Genomic DNA, 23,905 nt, shown 5'->3' with positions numbered 1-23,905 from the left:
ATTGAGAAATTTATGTTTGAACTGACTATTAGTAAACAAGAGTTATTATCTCCTTTGCTCACGGTTGCGGGTGCAGTGGATAAAAAGCAATCGTTAGCTGTTTTGGCTAATATTCTTATCAAGTTGGGTGAAAAAGAACTCTTATTGACCGGCACGGATTTAGAAATAGAGATCACGGCACGTATTCCCTGTAAGTCTAAGGAAGCTGCAGGTGCCATCACGGTACCTGCTAAAAAGATGGTGGATATTATTCGTTCTCTTGAAGACAATGCTCAGCCTATCATTGCCTGCGATGCAGGTGTTGTCACCATTAAAGAAGGCCGCAGTCAATTTAAACTTGCAACACTTCCTGCAGATACTTATCCTAACAGTGAAGACGAGGTAGGCGAAGTTGAATTTTCCCTGCCACGTCTTAAATTAATCCATCTCTTGCAATCCACCCATTTCGCCATGTCGCAACAAGACGTGCGCGTATTTTTGAATGGATTGCTGCTGGAGCTGGATGCACAAATGATTACTGCAGTAGCTACCGACGGGCATCGTATGGCTATTTGCCGCCTGCCTTGTGCTGCCGGCAATCAACATCAACGTCTGCTGTTGCCGCGCAAAGGAGTGCAAGAAATGTTGCGTTTGCTCAATAATATTACGGATGAGCAAATTTCCATTTCTGTAGGGAAAAGCCATTTTAAATTAATAACCAGTCAATATACTTTTCTATCCAAACTCATTGAAGCTCGTTTTCCTCCCTATGCCAAAGCCATTCCCAGGGAGCAAGACAAGCAAGTCATTATCGAGCGGGATTTGCTGAAACGTGCTTTATCGCGGATTATTATCCTTGCTCATGAAAAATCACGGGCAGTTCTGCTGCACGTCCAATCATCTCAGCTTACCCTGATTGCCAATAATCAGGAACAGGAAGAAGCTATTGAAACTCTGGAAGCACAGACGCAAGGTGATGAACTAAAAATTGGCATCAATGCCAGTTATTTATTGGATGTGCTGAATCATATCAATGATGGCCAGCTGCGTTTATCGATGACCAATACAGAAAGCAGTATTTTAGTAGAAGACTTGACTGATGAGCATTATCAATACGTCATTATGCCTATGAAGATTTAGCTTGTCTGTTAGCTTACAGGTAGAGTGGAAATAAGTTACTAATTTTTACCTGCAATAGCCAATATTTGTATTGATTATTATCAGTAATTTTTACGGCATGCTTTTTTACTACAGGATTGGTCTAAACTGCGTATAATATTATGAATCTTGTTGTCACGCCTACATTGCAATAACGAATGACTCTAAAACAATTGCATATTCACTCTTTGCGCAATATTGCCCTGCTGCGCCTCGATCTTCATCCTCGCTATAATGTTTTTATAGGAGCAAACGGCAGCGGCAAAACTTCATTGCTTGAAGCCATTTATTTATTAGGGACAGGGCATTCATTTCGCACGCGCGAAATTTCACCATTAATAAACTATGCGCAGTCTAAACTTACCGTGTTTGCGCGTACTGTAAATGAAGAAACGGTCAGTATTTTAAAATCCGTCTCCGGACCAACACTGGTAAAATTGAATCAACAACCTTGTAAAAGTAATAGTGAACTTGCCCGATTTCTCCCCTGCCAAGTTTTTTATCAAGATATTTTCCAAATCATTGATTCAGGGCCTTCCATTCGACGCAGTTTACTGGATTGGGGATTGTTTCACGTGGAACAAAGGTATCATTTGCTTTGGCGTGATTATAAGCGAGTATTAAAACAAAGAAATGCACTGCTACGACAAAAGCCTACCTATCAACAATGTGTGCCCTGGGATGAACAACTGGTAGGCTTAAGTGAACAGCTACATCAATTGCGCAACCAGTATTTTTCTGTATGGTCACAAGATTTTCAAACATTGCTTGCGCAACTCAGCGATATACCCTGTAGCATTGAATATCAGAAAGGTTGGGATAAAAAAAATACCGGCGTCTCCCTGGCAACTATTTTAGTGAATCAATTTGAAAGTGACTGTTTGCGTCAATACACCCAGTCTGGTGCACATCAAGCTGATATCATTTTCAATAATCCTCATTTTGCTAAAGTGAAACAAACTTTTTCACGTGGACAGCAAAAAATAATTTTGATTGCGCTTAAATTGGCACAAGCCCAATTGCTGGGTAAATCCTGTATTTATCTCATGGATGATTTGATGGCTGAGCTTGATGACATCCATGCACAGCGTTTGTTTCGATGTTTGCAAACCATCCCTGGGCAGTTTTTTTTGACTGCCACGAGTAAAGACTTAATTTCTGCTGGTGCTGCATTGCAAGATTTTCTTTGTTTTTCACTCAATGATGGGAAAGTGTTTCACGTGGAACAATAGAGAAAAAATATCCATATGTGTTACAATTTTGGCCACTTATTGCCGATATCGTTTTTAAAGGAGGCCACATGCCTTTTGCAATTAATTTTTTTGCTGAAATGCGTAATGCATGCGCAAAGCAACAATGCCCGGACAAAAATAAAAATTTTTTCCAGAATTATGCTGACCATTTAAAATTTTTGAGCCTAGAATTTCAGGAAAAAATAAACGCACTATTTGAACAGGAAAATTTAGAGCAAGTATTTAAGATGCTTGCCAATGAAACGCTCGCACGCATCTCCGTATTTGACAAAATTCGTGATGGATATGACTATTTTGATGAAGTTCTTGGGGCAACGGTGGTGCCTGTATTTGCATTGGGAGCATTTGCTGCAGGAATAGGCATAGCCATTTGGCAAGGGATACTTGCGCTTGGCTATACATTAGGAACTAATCCTGCCAATGATGAAACACTTGGCCAAAATGCTGCGGTTGCCTTGATTATAGCAGGCGCATCAATATTATTTGGATTAATAACCTGTATAAAATCCATGTTAAGTTTGGTCACTCGTCCTCTCGTTACGCTTTGTTCGCAAAGCTGGGGCGAGCAAGACAAGGCTCGCTTTTATAATGAGGAAGCTTGTGAAGTACAGCTAGTGAATACGGTAGAAGCTATATCCAATGTCGTTGCAGATGCAGTGAGTTCCATCCCGGATCGGGGCTGCACCATGATGTAAAATTAGCGGTTGCAACGAATCACAGCGTCACATATTGGTAATAGCACGAAGGTAAATGGCTTCTTACCTTCGTCTGCCCTGGTGAAGCAATCCTTCGAGAAGAGTTATCATTTTTCTCGCTCATATTGGCTGCGGCTCATACAAACATGTAAACACTGGCTGAAAGATGATATAATGCATTTATTTTTCGCCCTATATTTTTGGCATGAGGTCACCTTATGAGTGTTGAAACCAGCTACGATTCAACCAGCATCAAAGTTTTAAAAGGATTGGATGCAGTTAGAAAACGACCGGGGATGTATATCGGTGATACCGATGATGGTACCGGTTTGCATCATATGGTTTTTGAAGTAGTTGATAACTCCATTGATGAAGCTCTGGCTGGATATTGCCGGGAAATTCATGTGACCATTCATGCCGATGAATCGATTACTGTAAAAGATGATGGGCGGGGCATTCCGGTAGATATCCATAAAGAAGAAGGCCGCTCAGCGGCAGAAGTCATCATGACCGTACTGCATGCGGGAGGTAAGTTTGATGATAATTCCTATAAGGTTTCCGGCGGTTTGCACGGTGTAGGCGTCTCCGTAGTCAATGCTCTTTCCGAAGAATTGCACTTGTTGATTCGACGCTCAGGCAAGGTGCATGAGCAGCATTACCGTAACGGTGTACCCGATGCGCCATTAGCAGTGACAGGGGAGGCGGATTCAACTGGGACACAAGTCTGGTTTAAACCTAGCGCTAATACATTTACCAATATTGAATTTCATTATGATATTTTGGCCAAACGATTGCGCGAATTGTCATTCTTGAATTCCGGTGTATGCATTCATTTGTTTGATGAACGTGCTAATAAACGTGATACGTTTCGCTATGAAGGCGGTATAAAAGCATTTGTGGAGCATTTAAATCGTAATAAAACTCCAATCATTCCCATGGTATTTTCTATGCAGGGCGAGAAAGAAGGCGTCAGTGTGGAGTTGGCTTTGCAATGGAATGATTCTTACCAGGAAAATATTTTTTGTTTTACAAACAATATCCCGCAACGCGATGGTGGTACTCATTTGGCTGGTTTTCGCGGTGCATTGACTCGTACTTTGAATAATTACATCGAAGCAGAGGGTTTTGCTAAAAAAGCTAAAATAACAACCACCGGGGATGATGCGCGCGAAGGGTTAACGGCAGTCTTATCGGTTAAAGTTCCCGATCCTAAGTTTTCTTCGCAAACCAAGGATAAGTTGGTTTCATCCGAAGTAAAACCTGTTGTCGAATCGTTGGTTTCGGAAAAATTACATGATTTCTTACTGGAAAATCCAACAATTGCACGCACCATTGTCGGTAAAATAATCGATGCAGCCCGTGCCCGCGAGGCAGCACGCCGTGCTCGCGATATGACCCGCCGTAAAGGGGCATTGGATGTGGCTGGATTACCAGGTAAATTAGCAGACTGCCAGGAAAAAGATCCAGCATTATCGGAATTGTATATCGTCGAGGGTGATTCTGCGGGAGGTTCTGCAAAACAGGGACGTGATCGCAAATTCCAGGCAATTTTGCCTCTTAAAGGTAAAATTCTCAATGTTGAAAAAGCCCGTTTCGATAAAATGCTTTCCTCACAGGAAGTTGCAACATTAATCACTGCTCTAGGTTGCGGTATAGGTCCTGATGAGTATGATCCTGATAAAATTCGCTATCATCGCATCATCATCATGACTGACGCGGATGTAGATGGTTCACATATTCGTACTTTATTATTAACGTTTTTTTATCGTCAAATGCCTGAATTATTGGAAAGAGGTTATATTTACATTGCGCAACCACCACTTTATAAAGTTAAAAATGGCAGGCAGGAGCGTTATGTTAAAGACGATGATGCTTTATATGACTACTTAACCCAAACGGCCCTGGATGGGGCGGAATTTTATCCAAACGCTCATGCCCCTGCAATTAAAGGTGCAGCTTTGGAGGAGTTGGTTAGACAAAGTAGACGCATGGAAAAAATTATTAAGCGTTTCTCCCGCCGCTATCATCCTGAAATTCTTAAAAATCTTGCTTACCTGCCTTTGCTCACCCAGGAAGATTTCAATCACCGTGAACGGGTTGAATATTGGGTTAAGCAGCTTCAAGCTCGTTTACAGGAAGCGGATGCAAAATTACAGAAATTTACTGTAGATGTTTGTCATCATCAAGAGAGCGATCATTATTTGCCAAGAGTAATGGTTATCCAGCATGGAATGGAGCATGAAATTTTATTGAGCATGGAGCTCTTTTTATCCAAAGATTGCAAGGAGTTGATAAAATTAGGTGGTAATTTGCACAGTATTGTGGAAGAAGGAGCTTATATCCAGCGCGGCGATAAGGTAAAAGCTATCCAAAATTTTGCCGAGGCACTACATTGGCTTATGGAAGAAGCAAAACGTGGTCAATCCATCCAAAGATATAAAGGTCTTGGAGAAATGAACCCTGAGCAATTATGGGAAACCACCATGGATCCTGCCGTAAGAAATATGATGCAAGTAACCATTGAAGATGCAGTGGGCGCAGATGAAATTTTTACAACGTTGATGGGCGATCAAGTTGAACCAAGACGTGAATTCATTGAAGCTAATGCATTGGAAGCGGAAAACATCGACGTATAAAAGAGGTTATGGTAAGGGAGAGATAAAGAGGGCATGGTATTTATAAAAAACCGCATCCTTGCGGTATAACTGCGGCTCTATCCCTAAGTGACTCCTTGTCAGACTCTCCCTGTCAATCCTTGGTGTAAGTATAACTTTTTTGCAGAGTGTGTCATGACAGCGAGTTCTTATTGTTTTGTAAGAAATATCTCAAAAAATAAAAATTAATTAACAGACTCGCTAAAAGATGAGCACCAGCTTTAACCAATTAGACACCTAAACGACTCAAGCTTTTTACCACGGACTTTTGCACTTTTACCTTTAAAGTCGCAATCGTACTTAAAAAAACCAGACTGCCAAATTGCTTAAATAATTTTAATACACTGATTTTTTTAGCCGTAGACCAACCTACAAAAAAAGCAGGAATCAGCAGGGCCAGAAACAAGGCGCGGTTTGACTTAAACCAATAAATTGCGCCTGCTTTGTGCTTATTCGCTTCGTGTCGTTGTTGTTGCAAGGTTTGTTCCAGCTTTTCGATAGCTGAGATCAGCTCCTTTCGTGTCGTCATCATCCCCATCCTGAGTGGCTAAAAACTTACGGGTTTTTGCAAAACTCATATTTTTTAAATTGAATAATAGATATTTCAGCAAAATGGCCAGCACAATAAGATTGAATATAAATACGCAAGAGAGGGCTACCATGATGCTGTCATACAAATAAGTAACTCCGTAACCCAATATGACCATTAAAGTAAGCCACGCTGAAATCACAATGATAAACAGTAGAACCAGGGTTACCAGAAGCGGGAATATGCTCATCCCAGCCAACCTTGTTTCCAGCTTTACCAGTCTAAGCACACCTTTGGCGATGTGGACTTTATTGGAAACAAGGCTTAAAAGCTCATCAAGAACATTCATTTTATTTTCTTAGCAGGGCAGATAATAAAAATCCTACGCCCGCAGCAATCAGCACCGAAGTCATTGGATTTTTACGCACTTTTTCCAGAACTTCATCTGAATATTCTTTAACGTTTTTTTGAGCGTCATGTACCTTATTCAACCCTTCTTCATAAAGCTCGCTGGCCAGCTTTTTACCTTCCTGAATTAATTCGCTGGCAGCATCCGTGACATTCGCTGTTCTGGAATCAAAAGATTGTTTTTTCTTTTCAAAATTATCCATGTTCATATTCCTTTATTTAGTTCATCGACAATGCAACGCCTTCAGAACATGCGGCGCGGTTTTAATTTAAAAGAGCAAAATAAGCTCCTATATAAAAACAATAGGTTGCATTCCATATAAGTCAAGTTAAGCAATCAATTTCCGTTGCAAAAATGTTGCGAGACTGTCGCTAAAGTTTTATTTGCCAAGGACGATACTTCAAGTAGCTTGTTTCTAAAAAAACATTTAATAATGGGAATAAGCAGTGTTTGGAGCTGGCTCAAAATAAAAATTACAAGGAGTAGCCATGTCAGAGAATCGAGAGTTACAAAAAAGCTTTCTTGAGGAATTAGCTGCGGAAAAAATGCCGGTATCTGTTTTTCTGGTCAATGGAATAAAATTACATGGTATCGTTGACAGTTTTGATGAGCAGGTAATCATGCTAAAAAATTCAGTTACCCAGATGGTTTTTAAGCACGCCATTTCTACGGTTGTGCCATCACGTGCTGTTAAAACCCAATATGGCGAACCGGGCAAAAATATGGCAGACTGAATCATTTTATTGGAATAAGGCGCTGCTTTGTTTGAACGTCCAAAAGGTGGGGAGCGAGCTATTATCGTGCAGCTTGCTCTCCCTGATTTAAATGTAGAAACAGCTTTTGCAGAGTTTAAAGAATTAGCGGCTTCTGCCGATGCTGAAATAGTGGCTACAGTGCGCGGTACACGTGCCGTGCCCGAAGCCAAATACTATGTTGGACTTGGCAAGGCTGAAGAAATCAGCGAGCAGGTTCTTACCCATGCTGCAGATTTAGTTTTGGTAAATCACGAACTCTCGCCTTCGCAAGAGCGAAATTTGGAAAGGCTGCTGCAATGCCGTGTAGTAGATAGAACTGGGTTAATCCTCGATATTTTTGCGCAACGCGCCCGCACTTTTGAAGGCAAGCTGCAGGTAGAACTTGCACAGTTACAACATTTATCAACTCGATTAGTGCGCGGTTGGACTCATCTTGAAAGACAGAAGGGTGGCATAGGCTTGCGTGGCCCCGGAGAAAAACAATTAGAAACAGACCGGCGGTTATTGCGCGAAAGAATTAAAGTCATACGCAAGCGTTTGGAAAAAGTGCGCCAAAATAGAGATCAAGTCAGGAAGGCAAGACAAAAGGCAGCTATGCCTACAATTTCCCTGGTCGGATACACGAATGCGGGTAAATCTTCTCTGTTTAATGCTTTGACTGGTGCGGAAATCTATGCAGCGGATAAATTATTTGCGACGCTGGATCCCACGATGCGCAAGCTCGAATTGCCGGGCAGTGCCGCAGCTATGCTTACCGATACAGTGGGATTTATCCGCGACTTGCCGCATCAATTGGTGGATGCTTTTCATGCGACACTTGAGGAGACGAAAGAAGCTGATTTGCTGCTGCATGTAATCGATGTGGCTGATCCCAACTGGCGCGAGCATGTGAATGCAGTGGAATCTGTATTAAAGGAAATTGGTGCCGATAAGATTAAACGCATTTTAGTGTTTAATAAGATTGATTTACAAAAAAATTGGCAACCCCAAATCGATTGCCAAGATGATTATTGCAAGGTATGGGTCTCCGCTGCCACAGGGGCGGGCCTTGAATTGCTACGCGAAGTAATTGCACAACAATTACATGGCTCGGTCACTGAAGAAGAAATTTTTATAGCTTCTGATGAGGCAAAATTGCGTGCGCAGCTATACGCTGCGGGTGCAGTTTTACAAGAAGAAATATTAGAAGGGGGATGGCGCTTATTTATTCGGCTTAGTGCTGAAGAAAAACAGCGTTTGTTTCGCAAGCAGTAAGCAGTCGTCAAGGCTTTTGCCAGACGAATGCGAAAGATCAGTTTTATCTGGAGGCAACTATTTGGCTTAAGCTCCTGGATGTTTGTCCACCATACAATGTGCCGCTTAATTCTCCTTGCGGATTAAATACAAAGGTAACAGGCACTCCACGGATATCTCCTAATTTTAAAAGAGTAGCGGGATCGTTTGTTAGGGCAGGGTAACGGATATCATATTCTTTAACCAGTTGTTTTTGCTCGGCTACAGGTAATGCTTCATAATTGACGCCAAAGATAACTACCTTGTCATTTTTATATCGTTCATAAAATTCGTTAAGCTCGGGAATTTCTTCGATGCATGGTTGGCACCAACTGGCCCAATAATTAATAAAAACCCATTTTCCGTTCAAGGCTGAGAAAGGAATTTTTTGGCCATGTAAATCTTCCAGCACCACTTCTGCCTGAACAGTAGTCGAGATAAAAAAACTTAAAAAACAAGTGAGAATAAAGTGTCGCGTTCGCATAACCTAGCCTAAATCTTTTAAATAATGCATTTTAGCATGATTAAATTTAATTCCGTCAAAAGTGGCAAGAATTAACGGACGGGCGCACAATATGGAGATATGTTTTGCTGCAGCTAAAAGCAAATCTTGCATAAACTTTGCTTGCGGCAGCGTCTGGATAGAATAGAAGCAGTGCCTTTGCAAATTGGCTGCTGCTCTGGGGGGATGATGAAAAAAATTAAAGTTGAGCATGTGCTTGCCGGGAATTTATTGCGGGAGGGTGCGGGTGTTAAGTTGCATCGTTACATAGGTATGGATCGTAAAAATAATTTTGATCCCATCTTACTGTTTGATGTATTTGACAGTGAGGATCCCATGGATTATTTGGCAGGTTTTCCTGCGCATCCCCATCGCGGTTTTGAAACCATCACGTACATGCTTGAGGGGCAAATGGAGCACCGCGATAACCATGGTCATCATGGCATTATAGGTCCAGGTGATGTGCAATGGATGACCGCGGGCCGCGGCATCATTCATTCTGAAATGCCAAAGCAATCGCAGGGGCGATTATCCGGCCTGCAAGTTTGGCTCAACCTGCCCGCGGCACATAAATACGATCCGCCTCGTTATCAGGAATACACTTCGGCTCAATTCCCATTGGAACAAACGGCTGACGTGCATGTTAAAGTCATCGCAGGAAAGACTAATAATGGGACAGAAGCTCCTATTCAGGGAATTGTAACGGCTCCTATTTTCCTAGACATAACATGCTCTGCCGGTAAGCAATTTACTCAAGACATACCACTTTCCCATCAAAGCATTGTGTTCGTGTTATCCGGCGCAGTAACGGTATTTGACGGGGAGCAAAATCAAGTCCTTGAGCAAGGCATGCTTGCTGGGTTGAGTACGGGAGACTGTTTGACATTAACAAGTGAGCAAAGTAGCAGATGTTTGCTATTAGCTGCAGCAAGAATTGGTGAACCGGTAGAGCGCGCTGGTCCTTTTGTGATGAATACACGCGAAGAAATTTTGCAAGCAATCGATGATTTTCAAAATAATCGCTTTTAGAGCTTAATGTTATGGTTACAACCCATGTTGTGGTGAGTTTGAGTCAACGGAATAAGATAAGGAGAGGGTAATGGCAAAAATTTTGGTGTTGTATTATTCAAGTTATGGGCACGTGGAAACCATGGCTAAAGAAGTGGTGAAAGGGGTCAAGGAAATAGATGGTGTTTCGGTGGATTTAAAGCGTGTGCCCGAAACTATGCCTGACGACATCGCTAAAAAAGCCGGGATGAAACTGGATCAGGAGGCAGAAATCGCTAAACCTGAGGAATTGGCAGATTACGATGCCATTATTTTTGGCACACCTACGCGTTTTGGTAATATGGCAGCGCAAATGCGTAATTTTCTCGATCAGACTGGAAAATTATGGGTGAATGGCAGCTTGATTGGAAAAATAGGTAGTGTATTTACCTCAACCGGCACAGGCGGTGGTAATGAAACGACGATTACTTCTTTCTGGAACACGCTTATTCACCATGGTTTTATTATTGTAGGGGTACCTTATTCGGAAAAAGGATTGACTGATCTCAACACTATGCGCGGCGGCTCCCCTTACGGGGCTGCGACTATTGCCGGGGCAGATGGCAGTCGTACACCTTCTGATATTGAACGGCAGATTGCCCGGGCCCAGGGACGCCATGTAGCTGGACTTGCGAAGCGTTTATTTAACTAATACTTAATGATTTCTTAATATTTTTTATTCTAGAATCAGCGACACGTTGTTTGTTGCTGGTTCCTTATGTCTAACAATAATGATACTCAAAAGAATACTTCCTATTATCCATTCCCCACGGCCTGGGAACTTATGAATCTGGGAACAAGTATACTTGCCACCAGCACGGTCATATCGCTTATACATCCTCCCATTAACTATATTATTTTCAAAAAAATGAAATCCGCCGGCATGGGCAATGCAGCTGCTAATGGTGAGCAAGCCAGTATTTTATCCTTTATCAATTGCTGCTATAAAAATTCCAATTTTGCCGGGCAAAGTGCTCGCACGGCCTATGTGACAGGAACAAAAAAAACTTCAATGAGTGAAGAAAATGCCTTACCCCATGAGGCAAGTGAGCTTAAGGAGAATGTAGCAACAACGAAAAAATTAAAGCAAGAAGTGGGATTTATTTTTTCAGCATCTCTTGGAGAAGCAGGGCTCACGCAACTTTTTACGATGAAGGCGTATCTAGGGCAAGCTGGAATTATTGATTCCAAGTTTAATTGGAAAACTTACCATAACATAAAAGTGTTAAGCAGGTTGGGATTTTTTCCTCGCTTTTTGGCTAATGTCGGAAATTTTTCAGCGTTATGCATTCTGGAAGAATTTTTTACCCAAAATGTATTTAAAAATAATTCGGCTTCCTCACATTTTTTTGCAGGTGCCCTAAGTGGAATGACGGCTTCTCTGGTTACTTCTCCGTTGACTTATTGGCGAGATCAACTGGTATGCGGTTCCAAGGTACAGGAAGGTAACCTCTGTAGCCCGCCCACTTTTAGCGTTTTACATGGTTTTCCTGCCCACATGCGCACCCCGGCATTTTTTATAGCTGTCAGTCTTGGCATGACACGCACGGGCTTAACCTTTGCTTTTGTTTCAGGATTAATGGCAGCGCTTGGAAATGAACCTTTATCGAAGTTCAATATTCAGTGGGGCAAAACAAAAGAGCAAACTCCTGCAACAAACCATTCCCCCGGTTTTTTTAAATCCGAAACAGTAAAATCGGTGGTGGTAAAAAAAGAGCAGGATGCGTTGGAAGCAAGCGCTGTAGAGCCGCGCAGATCAAAATAAAATAGCACAATTCTGTATAATATGCTCGAAAATTAAACTTTTTAATTGCCTGAAAATTTAGTATGCTGCTACACTCATGCATTTAAGATTACAAGGATCTTAATGATGCGCTTCTTTAAACCGGTAAGGATAGCTTTGGTTAAAGAGATGACCCGAACGATTGTGCAAGATGCAGCGCAGACAAGCATGAGCAATTTACTAGGTTTGGGCATTTATTATTATGGAAATAAATTTCTGGAAGCGTTTAGCCGAGAAAAAGAAGTAAAAACTGAAATAAAACAATAATTTTTATTTCAGTAAACCTGATGAGACTGTAATGACTATAATTTTTATTATTGCTGCCATACTTGTATTTAGTTTATTTTGCGTTGCCGTGATGCTTTATAAATTAAAACAGCAGCCAGCTGTGGCCGTATCTCCCCTGGAGTATGTCAAGCTCGGGGCGAGCGGCATTGTCGCTTTCGTGGCGGATACACTCGGAGTGGGCAGTTTTGCTGTGAATGTGGCACTGGCCAAACTTTTGCGAACGTTTCCTGACGATGAATTGCCTGCGGTAAACAATGGTGCACAAGTGATTCCGGGCACTATCGAATCGCTCTTCTTCATGCAGTTAATTGATGTGGATTTGACGACACTGCTCACTTTGGTCACAGGAACGTGCATAGGCGGCTTAATTGGAGGAACTGTGGTAAGCCGCTTGAGCAAACAAGCCATCCGTCTTGCTATGGTTTGCTGCTTCATAATGATTATCGCTTTGCTGCTTTGCCACCAGTTTCGCTTATTGCCCGTAGGCGGTGATGTAGCAGAATTGCATTCTTGGAAGCTTGTAATTGGTTTTTTTGCCTTGGTAATTTGTGGCGCTCTGACTTCCGTTGGCATTGGTTTGTTTGTAATGGTGCAAGGCGTGTTGTTTCTGCTAAATGTTTCCCCCGTTGTAGCCTTCCCCATAATGACTACGGCAGGTGCTTTGCAGCAGCCTTTAACCACGTTGGTATTTTTACGCCATGATAAAATTCCTTTAAAAAAGACATTAATCTTAAGTCTTTTTGGTTGCATCGGCGTGTTTATTACCTTGCCATTATTTACTCATTTAACGGTCACTTGGCTGCATTTCCTGCTGCTTGCAATCATGATTTATAATGTATTTGCCATAGGCCGCGCGTATTTGCAGGCAAGACCTAAGCGCCGGCGCAATTGGGCTTATGATGCAACGGCAATATAAATATGGAAAAAATTCATAAGGTTGCTTGCAACTTTATACAATAATTTCTTACACTACGTTTTGAACAAGGATGTTTGGAATGAAATGTCAATGCCTTGTGTTCAAACATTAAGTCAATCTAAATATTGGCTTCTTGACATTGATCGTATGGGTAATCTTTTCGCCATTTCCATGCATTCCGTGCACTACTATTGAAGAAGCAAAAATGAATCATCAAAGACGTGCCCCATGGGAAGTTATGTTTGCAGCGGTATTTGCTATAGTCATCCGTGATATTCAAAAAAAATTTATTACTTCAGTAAACACCCATCGCGTGTTTGGTTTTTTCTGGCTTGTGTTTGAACCCATTTCACATATTGGTATTTGGATTTTCATCCGCACTTTTCTTAGGAGCACTCACCAAACCACTATGTCTGCGCCTTTATTTGTATTACTAGGTGCCATGCCTTTTTTATTTTTTCGCAATGTGGTTAATTTCAGCAAGGCTAGTATAAAAAATAATAAAAATTTTTATATCTTCAGACAAATCAAACCGATTGATCCTATTATCGCCAAATTAATTAGTGAACTTATCGTCAGTATTTTGATTTTTATTCTGATTTTATTGGGTTTTAGTTGGTTTGATGTCGAATGGAAACTGTATAATTTGTCATTTTGGCTAATCAATATTGTTGCTTTTTCTCTTTTTTTATTAGGTTTTGCCTTAATGCTCAGCGTAGCATGTTTTTTCTTTCATTTTGTCCAAGTTCTTTTAGGGATTGCGATGCGGTTGGTTTATTTATTTTGTGGCGTTTTTTTCAGTGCAGAAATGTTACCTCCCTCGCTTCGAGAAATTATGTTGTATAACCCCATTTTTCAATTCATAGAGTTGACGCGAGAATGCTTTCAGCCTGAGTATTTTACTTCTTACGCATCCAGTGACTATTTGATCGAAGTTGCTTTAATTTTCTTAGTGTTGGGACTGGCTTTATATTTGACATTGCGGCAAAAAATAATGATTGAGATCGAACAACGATGATAGAAGCGATTAATATCAGTAAGCACTACATTGTGCAGGGGAAAAAAAAACAAGTATTTAAAAATTTATCTCTAACCATTCAGCGCGGGGAAAGGATCGCGCTGATGGGGAAAAACGGGGCGGGTAAATCCACTCTTTTGCGTTTGTTGTGTGGCATCGAAAAACCGAATAGCGGAGAAGTAAATATTACCAGCAGCCTTTCTTGGCCCGTTGGCGTTACAGGTGGTTTTATTCCAAATTTAACGGCTAAGGAAAATGTTAAATTTGTGTGTCGCCTATTTATGGATGATATTGAAAAAACCCGGGAAAGATTGGCATTTGTAGAGGATTTTGCTGAAATTGGTGATTACTTTAATATGCCAATGCAAACCTATAGTTCAGGAATGAGGGCACGTGTAGCATTTGGACTGTCCATGGCATTTGATTTTGATTTCTACATTGTTGATGAAGCTTTGGCAGTGGGAGATACTTCTTTTCGAAAAAAATGCCAAGACCTTTTCGCCAAGAAGGCTGCAGATAAGGGCATTGTTATGGTATCTCATGGAATTAGCACAATAAAGCAATTTTGTAACCGCGGTATTTTTTTGCATAACAGCTCAATTGTACATTCAGAAGATATTAATGAAGTTATTAAGTTATATAAATCCTTACCCAAAATGAAGGAGGGAACTAATTGTTGAGGTGTATCCTTAAATCACGTAATATTTGAAAATTAAATATCTTAACGGTATTTAATTTTGTTAGCATCTTTGGATGTTATTGGATTAAATAAGAAATGGACTAAGTTTTGAAACAGTTTCGACGCATTATTAAACGAGGTACAGCATTAATACCTGTTGAACTCAAATCGTTGCAACAAAATAAAACTTTTCTAGTTTTACGATCTCATCCTATTGCTGAGCGCTTGATTTTATTCTTGAAAACAAGAAGGTTATTTTCTTCAATCGTCCTCATCCCATGGTTTGCTGCTGCATGTTATATTATTCTGCTGCAGGCGCCACTATATGAAAGTACAGCCAAAATATTAATTGAAAAAGATGAAAAAGATCCCATGAATATTTCCATGGGTTTTTTAGGAGGAGGGCATGCTCCCCCTTCAGAAATATATTTAGCGCGGGAACACGTCTTATCGCGTGAGGTATTGGATAAGGTTGAAAAAGATATTGGTATTAAAACTCATTTTCAATCCAAGCAAGCTGATTTTTTGTCGCGGTTAAGTAAACATGCAACGCAGAATGCTTTCCTTAAATATTATAGGCACAAAGTAAATGCAGTTGTCGATCAAGACACCAATGAAATCATGCTGACCGCTTCGGCATTTTCTCCCCAGATAGCCAAACAATTACTAACAGCCATTATTTTGCAAACCAAAGATTTCGTAAACCGGGTTTCAAACACATTGGCTAAAAAACAATATTCATTTGCAAAAATGAAACTGCATTTAGCCAAAGAAAAATTATTTCAAGCTCGAAAAGATGTTATTGAATGGCAAAATCAAAATGGTTTGTTTGACCCTAAAGAAACAGCGCAAGTTGTCTCATCGGTGATGGCAAAATTAAAAGGCACTTTAGTAGAGAAACAAACAGAATACATTACTTATTCTTCTTTCATGCAACCTAATTCAAATAAGGTATTGACTTTGCAAGAGGAAATTAAAGCGTTAAAAGCTCAAATTGAGCGGCAAACCAATATCTTATTGGGCCAGAAAGAAAAAAATGGCAAATTAAATAAAATTATGTCCGATTTTGAATGGATTCAATTGCAATTACAATTTGCCCAAGCAGAATATCAGGCTTCTCAGCAAGCTTATGATGCAGCGGCCGTTAATTTGGCAAAAAATCAAAATCTCGTTATTGAGATTGAGCCGCCAAGCTTACCAGATGAACCTGTGAGTCCCAGGATACTTTTTGATTTATCCAATATTTTATTTTTATTGTTAATCGTCTTCGTTTTAACGAAGATGGCCATCATTATTGTGAAGGAGCATATTGATTGATGAAAAAGCTACTATTATTTTTATTAATCATGCCGGCTTTGGTTTTTGCTCTAGAGAACAATATGCTACAGCAACAACAAGAGCCTGTTTTTGCTTCCATTGATAAATCGCAATCACAAACCTCGGCACAATCTGCGGGAACATCCACTGCAGCCGCAGCAACACAATTTACTTCGCAGTTTCCCGCAAACCAAGGCATTGATAAGGCAAATGAAAATGATGAAGATATTAACATCCATTTGAAGTCTTCTACCTACATGGGGGCTGTAATAAATAATAAATTGCCTGTTTTTGGGCAAAATCTTTTCGGCAGTCAATGTGCTCAATTACATCAGGCGCGTTTTTTCAACCCTGAATACCGCATAACAGTAGGCGATGAAGTGAACGTGCAGATGTGGGGAGCATATCAATTATCGCAGAAACTGGCTGTTGATACACAAGGCAATATTTTTATTCCTGAAGTCGGACCAATTAAAGTTGAAGGCGTACAAAATCAAAAATTGAATGAAATAATTCAACAACATGTTAAAAAAACTTTTAAGAAAGGTGTGAATGTATATGCGGATTTAGTTACTGCACAACCAGTACAAGTTTATGTAACAGGCTATGTGAATTCCCCCGGGCTTTATGATGGCTTATCGTCTGACTCAATTATTTATTTTTTATGTGCGGCTGGGGGGATTAATTTACAAGAAGGGAGCTTTCGCGACATAGACATTATCCGCTCGGGCAAGGAAATCCACCAGGTAGACCTTTATGACTTTTTATTAAAAGGCAATATCAATACTTTTCAACTTCACCAAGGTGACACCATAGTAGTTAAGCCGCAAAAATACATTATTTCTGTGGCTGGAGATGTAAAAAATTCTTATCAATATGAGTTAACCACACAAAGCGAAACATTAGCGGCATTAATTAAGCTGGCCAATGTTGAACCTACCGCTACTTATGTACGTATTCAACGAAATCAGGGAATGAAACCGAGTTTTCATTACCAGCAAATTAAGGATTCTCACGCGGTTTATGTACAGGCAGGGGATAGGGTTACTTTTGTAGCAGATAAAGAAATGCAACAGACTCTCGTTACCGTGAAAGGTGAGGTAAAAGGTCCCCATCAATACATTGTTAAGCAGGGTACAACGCTGGCCGAATTTGTTAAGACGTTACAATTAACCTCGGATGCCAGCCTGGAAAATCTGCAATTATTCCGTGATAGTGTAGCTAGGCAACAAAAAGAAGCATTGCACAATAGTCTCTCGCGTTTACAGCGGCAAACTATGACGGGTGAGTCATTAACAGGGGACGATGCCAAGCTGCAGGCTACGCGTTCTGATTTAATCATGAGATTTGTACAAGAAGCGAAACAAGTTCAGACCAAGGGGCAAGTGGTGTTGGGAGAGCGCCGTGAATGGAATAAAGTTCGCTTGGAAAATAATGATGTAATTAATGTTCCGCCAAAAACCTCAGTGGTTACTATTAGTGGCGACGTAGTAAATTCCATTTCGTTGACGGCCAATCCCCGATATCGTTTAATTGATTATATTCAGGCAGCAGGTGGTTTCCAAAAAACGGCTAATCAGAAAGAATTTTTATTGATGCGTCAGAATGGGCAGGTTCAAATTGTAAAAAACAGCAATTGGCATAATCGGCATTTTCCGTTGCAAGGTGGTGATCAGCTCGTTGTATTACCAAAAGAAACAGAAAATGGCATAAAGGTCACAGGTATGATGTCTTCAATCTTGTATCAATTAGCTATCGCAGCTCGGGTTGCAATGCGTATTTAGTCACCTGAGAATGTAGCGATAAGCCGAGAGGGTATGATTAACAAAGGATAATGATTGAATATAAGGATGAGTAATGTTGCAGGGAATTAGGAAGGCCTTATTTAAAATTCCCCTGTTGATGCAATATTCCAGGGCCGTGAATGCTTTTTATAGAAAGTGCAGAATATTTCATATAAAAAGGTCTGGCCTGATCAATCAAGAACCCAGCAGCCAGTATGTGTTTGCATGTAAAGGATCTCCAAGTTTTTTGTATCTTCCTTGGATTAAAACTTTAACGAATAAACTAATCGCAGGGCTTGATATTTCCAGAGAATATCAGTTTGTTCCATTAGCGATTTTTACTGAAACTCATCATTTAACCAACAGACAGAAAATTAATTTTTTTTCGCGATTTTGCCCCCAGGAATTAAGAGAGATTTTAAGAAATTGGCTAACTCCCGTAGCTAATGACATAAAAGGGGTTATCCTGACCTTTGATTATGGGTTTCTACCGCGGGAAATCATTAAAGTTTGTAGTGAGTTATCCATTCTAACAATCCTTATTCCACATGAATCCGTATTTTTAAGACGAGATAAATACTATTATCATCCGATAACTAAAATCGATACGCCCTTGTGCGACTATGTGCTGGCTTGGGGAAAACTGCAAAAAGATATTTTTGTAAGCCGTGGTTATCCTGAAGCAAGAATAAAAGTTGTCGGGGCGCCAAAATTTGACCGTTATTCTTCGTTTAAACCGAGGCTCTCCCATAAACAATTTTGTGAAAAAGCAAACTTAAATCCAAATAATAAAATCATTCTTTTTGCGGCACAGACACTGGACGTTCAGGTCAAACAAAAGCAAGCCCTTAAAATTCAGCGTAAAATAATCACGCAATTGATTGAATTTTGCCAGCAGCATAAGTGCGGTTTTATTTTGCGCTATCCTCCCACAGAATTGCAAATTATCGATTTTGTCATCAAGAAAAAGATGAGGCACGCTGGTTTTTTTATTGATAATTCAAAATATGGGTATAGTTTTGATCCCGAAGAAGCTCTCTATCATGTAGATATGCTTATTTCGATAAACAGCACGATGTTATTTGAGGCTCATTTGATGGGAAAAAGAGCTTTATCGGTAAAATACTTTGAATTTGACGAAAATTGGCAAAAGGCCGGGATTCCTTGCGTTTATACCTCAGCTAGACTGAGTCAATTTTTAACGGATTGGTTATACTCTCCCGGTGGTAATTTACCTGCAGTTACGGCTTGGGCAAAAACTTCTTTTTCACCGCAGGAATTTGACGGATTAGCATCAGAACGTATTAAAAATTTTTTGGAAATGGTTGCTAAAAATTCCCTACCCAAATTACCAAAAACAATCGAGCGTATCATATATGATGATAGGCCAGGGATGGACTTGGCTTATTTACCAAAAAAAAATAAACAATTTCCTTATTTGGGCGCACAAATCGGCGCTAAAAAAGTGCTGGTAAATAAGGAAACATCTCTTCTTGCCTGTGCCGATGTAATTTTGTGCTTAGAAAAACAAAAATTTAAAAGCAAGATTCGTCAACTGCGGCAAAAATATCAATTACCGTTCCTCTATGTACAAAGGGGTTTTATCAATTTAAAACATGCTCAATGCTCCATCCTTATTGATGATTTGGGATATTATTACGAAACCACTCGTCCTACGCGTTTACAACAGCTATTAAATGGCAACCAAGAGCTAACAAGAACGCAAGAAAATTATGCCAAAAGTTGTATGAAGCAAATTATAAATAATGACTTGCTTTCATTCTCCAAAAACACCCAAGAAATTTTAGGGAGAGCTGGAGCCGCAAAGATTTTATTGATTGATGAGGCAATGAGGGCTCCTCATCTTGCCGGAGGACTTGCCAATAAAGACACTTTTAAGAACATGCTGCTTGAAGCCCTGCAATGCTATCCCGACCATGATATTTTGATTTACTACCCACAAGAGGGAAGAGGGGAACGCCATTTTTATAATAAGGCATTTCTTCTTCCCTACCTAAAAGAGCATAAAAATATTTTCATGCTTGCTCCTTGCTACCCGTTCCAAGTGATACTAAAACATGTTGAAGAAGTTTTTGTTGTTACTGCTAACAAGGGATTTGAAGCAGTTTACTCAGGCAAGAAAGTTACGTGTTTCGGGGCCCCATTTTACTCAAACTGGGGGCTCACTCATGATAAAGTTAAGCTCGCAAACCATATTCGCCAGCGTGGAATATTGGATGTTTTTTATTTCGCATACATCGTTTTAAGCCGCTATTACCATCCGGTTTTAGAGAAAAAATGTCAATTGCATGAATTGCTAGATTATATAGACTTATTAACTCTTAAAAGTCTTCAGTGTGTGCACAATGACGAACCGCATCATTTAGGCAGGACAGGAGAGAGTATGGTTTATTAAAAAATATTGATTTATCATTAAATTGATAATGTAGGGCTTGCTGAAATTTGGCAGGGATGAAGGAAGGATACAAGGTAGGTTACAAGTATGTTTAATAATAAGAATATTTTAATTACTGGTGGCACTGGGTCTTTTGGTAAAAAATTTATTAAAACCATCCTAGAAAAATACACACCTAACAAAGTTATTGTTTTCTCTCGTGACGAGCTGAAGCAATCGGAAATGAGCGCTTATTACAATGCAAAATGCATGAGATATTTTATCGGCGATGTGCGCGATAAAGAGCGTTTGAGTGAAGCGATGCGCGGCATCGATTATGTAGTGCACGCCGCAGCATTAAAACAAGTACCTGCAGCTGAATACAATCCAATCGAATGCATCAAAACCAATATTTATGGCGCAGAGAATGTCATTGATGCTGCTATTAAGAATAATGTAACGAAAGTCATCGCTTTATCTACAGATAAAGCTGCCAATCCTATTAATTTATACGGGGCAACCAAGCTGGCGTCAGATAAATTATTTATGGCGGCCAATAATATTGCAGGAAAAAATGGGCCTATTTTTTCGGTAGTCCGTTATGGGAACGTAGTCGGCTCAAGAGGTTCCGTTGTGCCATTTTTTTATCGTTTAATAAAAGACAATGCGGCTTTCTTACCAATTACTGACGATCGAATGACACGTTTTTGGATTAGTTTGCAACAGGGTGTGGATTTTGTGTTACAAAGCTTTAAGCGTATGCATGGGGGCGAAATATTCGTACCTAAACTGCCTTCTGTGCGTATTATTGACTTGGCTATGGTCATGGCACCCGATATGGAAAAACGTGTTATCGGTATTCGTCCGGGGGAAAAACTGCATGAAATCATGTGTCCTGCGGATGATTCACATTTAACCTTAGAATTTCATGATCATTATGTTTTGCGACCGACTATTAAATTCCATCATGCAGAACTGGATTACTCTATAAACGCAATCGAGGAAAAAGGTTATCCTGTTGTGGATGCTTTTGAATATAGTTCGGGCACCAATCCTCATTTTCTTAATGCTGATGAAATTAGAGCATTTAATGAGATAGCATTAGGCTTGAAATTCGATTTACCGCTTTCTTCCCTACATAACAACAAGGCTGTTTTTAAGGCGGCGGAGGTTGAATAATGAGATCCATTCCTTACGGTAGGCAAAACATATCACAAGAAGATATTACTGCTGTTATAGAAGTTTTAAAATCTGATTTTTTGACGCAAGGACCTGCAGTTACCCAATTTGAAGAGCAGATTAAAAATTATGTAGGAGCTGAATTCTCTGTAGCAGTAAATAGTGCAACATCAGCTCTGCATATTGCTTGTTTGGCAATGGGACTTGGCGAGGGGGATGAATTATGGACTTCCCCAATCAGCTTTGTTGCTTCGAGTAATTGTGCTTTGTATTGTCGGGCACGGGTAGATTTTGTCGATATTGATGACAAAACATATAACCTGTGCCCAAACCGTTTGGAAGATAAGCTTAAAAAAGGGAATAAAAAACCCAAAATGGTTGTACCGGTGCACTTATCAGGGCTTTCTTGCGACATGGAAGCCCTGCATTTCTTGGCCGAAAAGTATGGTTTTTATTTGCTTGAAGATGCATCTCATGCAATTGGCGCGGAATACAAAAACAAAAAAGTAGGATCTTGTTCCTACTCAGATGCTGCTGTTTTTAGCTTTCACCCTGTAAAAATTATAACCACAGGTGAAGGAGGAGCAGTTACAACCAATGACGCGGCGTTGTATGAAAAACTCTTAATGTTACGTAGCCACGGCATCACGCGTGACCGAAGTCTTATGCAAACGGATCATGGCCCTTGGTATTATGAACAGCTAGCGTTGGGTTTTAACTACCGCATAACGGATATACAATGTGCATTAGGCTACAGTCAAATAAAACGTTTAGATGCATTCATTGCATCCAGGCGCAAATTAGCGACACAATATGATGCCTATCTAAGTAAATTGCCGTTTGTTATCCCCTACCAACCTGATTATCAAAAATCGGCGTACCATCTATATATTGTGCAGGTGGAGAACCGTGCGGAAGTGTTCCAATATTTGCGTGAACAAGGAATTGGAGTAAACGTGCATTATATTCCTATCCATACTCAACCTTATTATCAGAAACTGGGTTTTCGCAAAGGCGATTTTCCCATTGCTGAGCAATATTACGAAAAAGCTATTTCCATACCTATGTTCCCAGATATATCGGCAGAAGAAATTTCTTATGTTTTGCATCATATGGCAAGAGCCGTGTGCCTTGACACGATGACAGCAATTTCATAACGAAACTAAAATGATCCGCTTCTCGTATAACACATTGCAGCAAAGGATAAGGAAATTTTTTATCCCTATCTTTGGCCGCAGACTACGCCTAGATAAAATTTGTGAGCCCATTACCTGGGGTCGTGAGGCAAAGCCCGTGGCTGTTTTGCTTTTTTTCAACCAATGGAAGAGGGAATTTATCGGGGATTTTTTCCCAGAATATAATTTATTTTATTTAAAACGAAAGAATTATATCAAATTTATTTTCAAACAATTAGTGAATAAGAATTATACACTAATTATATGGGGTTATAATGAGGCACCTAAATACAAAAAAATTTTCAATAAGGCTATCAAGCTTATTCGCGTCGAAGATGGTTTTTTAAGATCGACCGAACTGGGTAAAAAAAGAAGCAAGCCGTTGTCTTTAGCTGCGGATTTTACAGGCTTGTATTTCAATTCTAGTGCGCCTTCCGATTTAGAAAATTTGCTGAATTTTCATGATTTTAGTTCACAAGAAATATTGCATGCTAAAGAATGCATGGAGTTAATCAAAAAATACGGAGTTAGTAAGTATAATCACGCCCCTAAAATTAGTCTGAGTTCGCTTATTGGCTCTAAAAAGCGCAAGAGGATTTTAGTCATAGGGCAAGTGGAACAAGATGCTTCTATCCGTTATGGGTGTGCTAAACCAATTACTAATAATGATTTGGTTAAATTAGCACATGCAGAGAATCCCGATTGTGAAATCATTTATAAGATTCATCCTGATGTACTTGCTGCAATAGAAAATAATCCTGCCTCTTTTACAGAAATTTCCTCTATTTGTACAGTAATCGCAAGTGACATTGCGCCTTCCGCCTTATTTGCTGAAGTTGAGAAAGTATATACCATTACCTCATTGATGGGGTTTGAAGCGTTAATATTTGGTTTACCGGTGATTTGTGTAGGTGCACCTTTTTATTCAAACTGGGGGATCACTGATGATCGACAACCAATAGAGCGGCGAATTAGAAAAAGAACGTTGGAAGAAATTTTTTGTGCAGCATATCTTCTTTACCCTAGATATCCATACGGAAATATTCTGTCTATTATTGAGCAATTGGGGTGTGTTAATAAACTAAAAGAAAAGACTGAAGACTTAGTATTTTAGGAAT

23 protein-coding genes are annotated in these 23,905 nt (G+C 40.0%); 19 read left to right on the top strand and 4 right to left on the bottom strand.

Annotation, left to right across the window (positions count from 1 at the left end; genetic code table 11):
- The first annotated feature begins 12 nt into the window (after positions 1 to 12).
- From dnaN to gyrB, 4 genes are all read left to right on the top strand, one after another.
- The gene (dnaN, locus tag NKV53_RS10900; RefSeq protein WP_126953250.1) at positions 13 to 1,119 is read left to right on the top strand and encodes a DNA polymerase III subunit beta; all 1,107 of its coding nucleotides are present in this window, start codon (positions 13 to 15) and stop codon (positions 1,117 to 1,119) included.
- Between the two features lie 176 nt (positions 1,120 to 1,295).
- Positions 1,296 to 2,369, top strand: coding sequence for a DNA replication/repair protein RecF (recF, locus tag NKV53_RS10895; RefSeq protein ID WP_253351142.1), 1,074 nt, complete (start codon positions 1,296 to 1,298; stop codon positions 2,367 to 2,369).
- A 68-nt stretch (positions 2,370 to 2,437) separates the two neighbouring features.
- Positions 2,438 to 3,085 carry a hypothetical protein gene (locus NKV53_RS10890; protein WP_253351141.1) on the top strand — a complete coding sequence of 216 codons (648 nt, stop codon included), beginning with the start codon at positions 2,438 to 2,440 and terminating at the stop codon, positions 3,083 to 3,085.
- 218 nt (positions 3,086 to 3,303) lie between these two features.
- Positions 3,304 to 5,721 (top strand): DNA topoisomerase (ATP-hydrolyzing) subunit B, encoded by a 2,418-nt coding sequence (gyrB, locus tag NKV53_RS10885; RefSeq protein WP_253351140.1) that lies wholly within the window; start codon positions 3,304 to 3,306, stop codon positions 5,719 to 5,721.
- Between the two features lie 247 nt (positions 5,722 to 5,968).
- On the opposite strand, the gene NKV53_RS10880 is transcribed toward gyrB, so the two are convergent.
- Genes NKV53_RS10880 through NKV53_RS10870 form a run of 3 tightly spaced genes read right to left on the bottom strand, consistent with a single transcriptional unit; the run spans position 5,969 to position 6,879 of the window.
- A complete protein-coding gene (locus NKV53_RS10880) occupies positions 5,969 to 6,217 on the bottom strand; it encodes a hypothetical protein (RefSeq protein WP_126953246.1) in 249 nt (82 codons plus the stop codon).
- Positions 6,189 to 6,617 carry a hypothetical protein gene (locus tag NKV53_RS10875; protein WP_253351139.1) on the bottom strand — a complete coding sequence of 143 codons (429 nt, stop codon included), beginning with the start codon at positions 6,615 to 6,617 and terminating at the stop codon, positions 6,189 to 6,191. The genes NKV53_RS10880 and NKV53_RS10875 overlap by 29 nt, the downstream gene beginning before the upstream one ends.
- A gap of 1 nt (position 6,618) precedes the next feature.
- On the bottom strand, positions 6,619 to 6,879 hold the full coding sequence (locus NKV53_RS10870) for a YqjD family protein (RefSeq protein WP_126953244.1): 261 nt from the start codon (positions 6,877 to 6,879) through the stop codon (positions 6,619 to 6,621).
- A 286-nt stretch (positions 6,880 to 7,165) separates the two neighbouring features.
- Here NKV53_RS10870 and hfq point away from each other — a divergent pair, with 286 nt between their 5' ends.
- Together hfq and hflX are read left to right on the top strand one after the other, a co-directional pair.
- Positions 7,166 to 7,411: an RNA chaperone Hfq gene (gene hfq / locus NKV53_RS10865; protein ID WP_127032303.1), complete on the top strand. Its 246-nt coding sequence runs from the start codon at positions 7,166 to 7,168 to the stop codon at positions 7,409 to 7,411.
- 27 nt (positions 7,412 to 7,438) lie between these two features.
- Positions 7,439 to 8,686 (top strand): ribosome rescue GTPase HflX, encoded by a 1,248-nt coding sequence (gene hflX, locus NKV53_RS10860; RefSeq protein WP_126953242.1) that lies wholly within the window; start codon positions 7,439 to 7,441, stop codon positions 8,684 to 8,686.
- 43 nt (positions 8,687 to 8,729) lie between these two features.
- Here hflX and NKV53_RS10855 read toward each other — a convergent pair whose 3' ends face one another.
- On the bottom strand, positions 8,730 to 9,188 hold the full coding sequence (locus NKV53_RS10855; protein ID WP_127057089.1) for a TlpA disulfide reductase family protein: 459 nt from the start codon (positions 9,186 to 9,188) through the stop codon (positions 8,730 to 8,732).
- Positions 9,189 to 9,395: 207 nt separating this feature from the next.
- On the opposite strand from NKV53_RS10855, the gene NKV53_RS10850 reads away from it, so the two are divergent.
- The 13 genes from NKV53_RS10850 (at position 9,396) to NKV53_RS10790 (ending at position 23,901) form a co-directional block, all read left to right on the top strand.
- The gene (locus NKV53_RS10850) at positions 9,396 to 10,235 is read left to right on the top strand and encodes a pirin family protein (RefSeq protein WP_126953338.1); all 840 of its coding nucleotides are present in this window, start codon (positions 9,396 to 9,398) and stop codon (positions 10,233 to 10,235) included.
- A 70-nt stretch (positions 10,236 to 10,305) separates the two neighbouring features.
- Positions 10,306 to 10,905, top strand: a complete 600-nt coding sequence (gene wrbA, locus NKV53_RS10845; RefSeq protein ID WP_253351138.1) for an NAD(P)H:quinone oxidoreductase — start codon at positions 10,306 to 10,308, stop codon at positions 10,903 to 10,905.
- A gap of 66 nt (positions 10,906 to 10,971) precedes the next feature.
- On the top strand, positions 10,972 to 12,018 hold the full coding sequence (locus NKV53_RS10840) for a hypothetical protein (protein ID WP_253351137.1): 1,047 nt from the start codon (positions 10,972 to 10,974) through the stop codon (positions 12,016 to 12,018).
- 102 nt (positions 12,019 to 12,120) lie between these two features.
- Entirely contained in the window at positions 12,121 to 12,303 is a 183-nt protein-coding gene (locus tag NKV53_RS10835; protein ID WP_126953238.1) for a hypothetical protein, read from the top strand.
- Between the two features lie 31 nt (positions 12,304 to 12,334).
- Positions 12,335 to 13,240, top strand: a complete 906-nt coding sequence (locus NKV53_RS10830; RefSeq protein ID WP_253351136.1) for a sulfite exporter TauE/SafE family protein — start codon at positions 12,335 to 12,337, stop codon at positions 13,238 to 13,240.
- 205 nt (positions 13,241 to 13,445) lie between these two features.
- Positions 13,446 to 14,258, top strand: coding sequence for an ABC transporter permease (locus tag NKV53_RS10825; protein WP_253351134.1), 813 nt, complete (start codon positions 13,446 to 13,448; stop codon positions 14,256 to 14,258).
- Positions 14,255 to 14,938, top strand: coding sequence for an ABC transporter ATP-binding protein (locus NKV53_RS10820; protein ID WP_253351132.1), 684 nt, complete (start codon positions 14,255 to 14,257; stop codon positions 14,936 to 14,938). Before NKV53_RS10825 ends, NKV53_RS10820 begins: the two co-directional genes overlap by 4 nt.
- A 107-nt stretch (positions 14,939 to 15,045) precedes the next feature.
- On the top strand, positions 15,046 to 16,254 hold the full coding sequence (locus tag NKV53_RS10815; RefSeq protein WP_253351130.1) for a hypothetical protein: 1,209 nt from the start codon (positions 15,046 to 15,048) through the stop codon (positions 16,252 to 16,254).
- The gene (locus tag NKV53_RS10810) at positions 16,254 to 18,038 is read left to right on the top strand and encodes a polysaccharide biosynthesis/export family protein (RefSeq protein ID WP_253351128.1); all 1,785 of its coding nucleotides are present in this window, start codon (positions 16,254 to 16,256) and stop codon (positions 18,036 to 18,038) included. The genes NKV53_RS10815 and NKV53_RS10810 overlap by 1 nt, the downstream gene beginning before the upstream one ends.
- A gap of 247 nt (positions 18,039 to 18,285) precedes the next feature.
- On the top strand, positions 18,286 to 20,454 hold the full coding sequence (locus NKV53_RS10805) for a hypothetical protein (RefSeq protein WP_253351126.1): 2,169 nt from the start codon (positions 18,286 to 18,288) through the stop codon (positions 20,452 to 20,454).
- 87 nt (positions 20,455 to 20,541) lie between these two features.
- Complete coding sequence (gene pseB / locus NKV53_RS10800) at positions 20,542 to 21,612, top strand: UDP-N-acetylglucosamine 4,6-dehydratase (inverting) (RefSeq protein WP_253351124.1); 1,071 nt, start codon at positions 20,542 to 20,544, stop codon at positions 21,610 to 21,612.
- Complete coding sequence (gene pseC, locus NKV53_RS10795) at positions 21,612 to 22,769, top strand: UDP-4-amino-4,6-dideoxy-N-acetyl-beta-L-altrosamine transaminase (RefSeq protein ID WP_253351122.1); 1,158 nt, start codon at positions 21,612 to 21,614, stop codon at positions 22,767 to 22,769. Before pseB ends, pseC begins: the two co-directional genes overlap by 1 nt.
- Before the next feature lie 136 nt (positions 22,770 to 22,905).
- Positions 22,906 to 23,901 carry a hypothetical protein gene (locus tag NKV53_RS10790; RefSeq protein WP_253351120.1) on the top strand — a complete coding sequence of 332 codons (996 nt, stop codon included), beginning with the start codon at positions 22,906 to 22,908 and terminating at the stop codon, positions 23,899 to 23,901.
- Positions 23,902 to 23,905 lie beyond the last annotated feature (4 nt).

The organism is Legionella sp. 27cVA30 (assembly GCF_024160945.1).
Taxonomy (GTDB): domain Bacteria; phylum Pseudomonadota; class Gammaproteobacteria; order Legionellales; family Legionellaceae; genus Legionella_A; species Legionella_A septentrionalis.
Note: the sequence above shows the minus strand (reverse complement) of the source record. Positions and strands in the feature narration are given on the sequence as shown.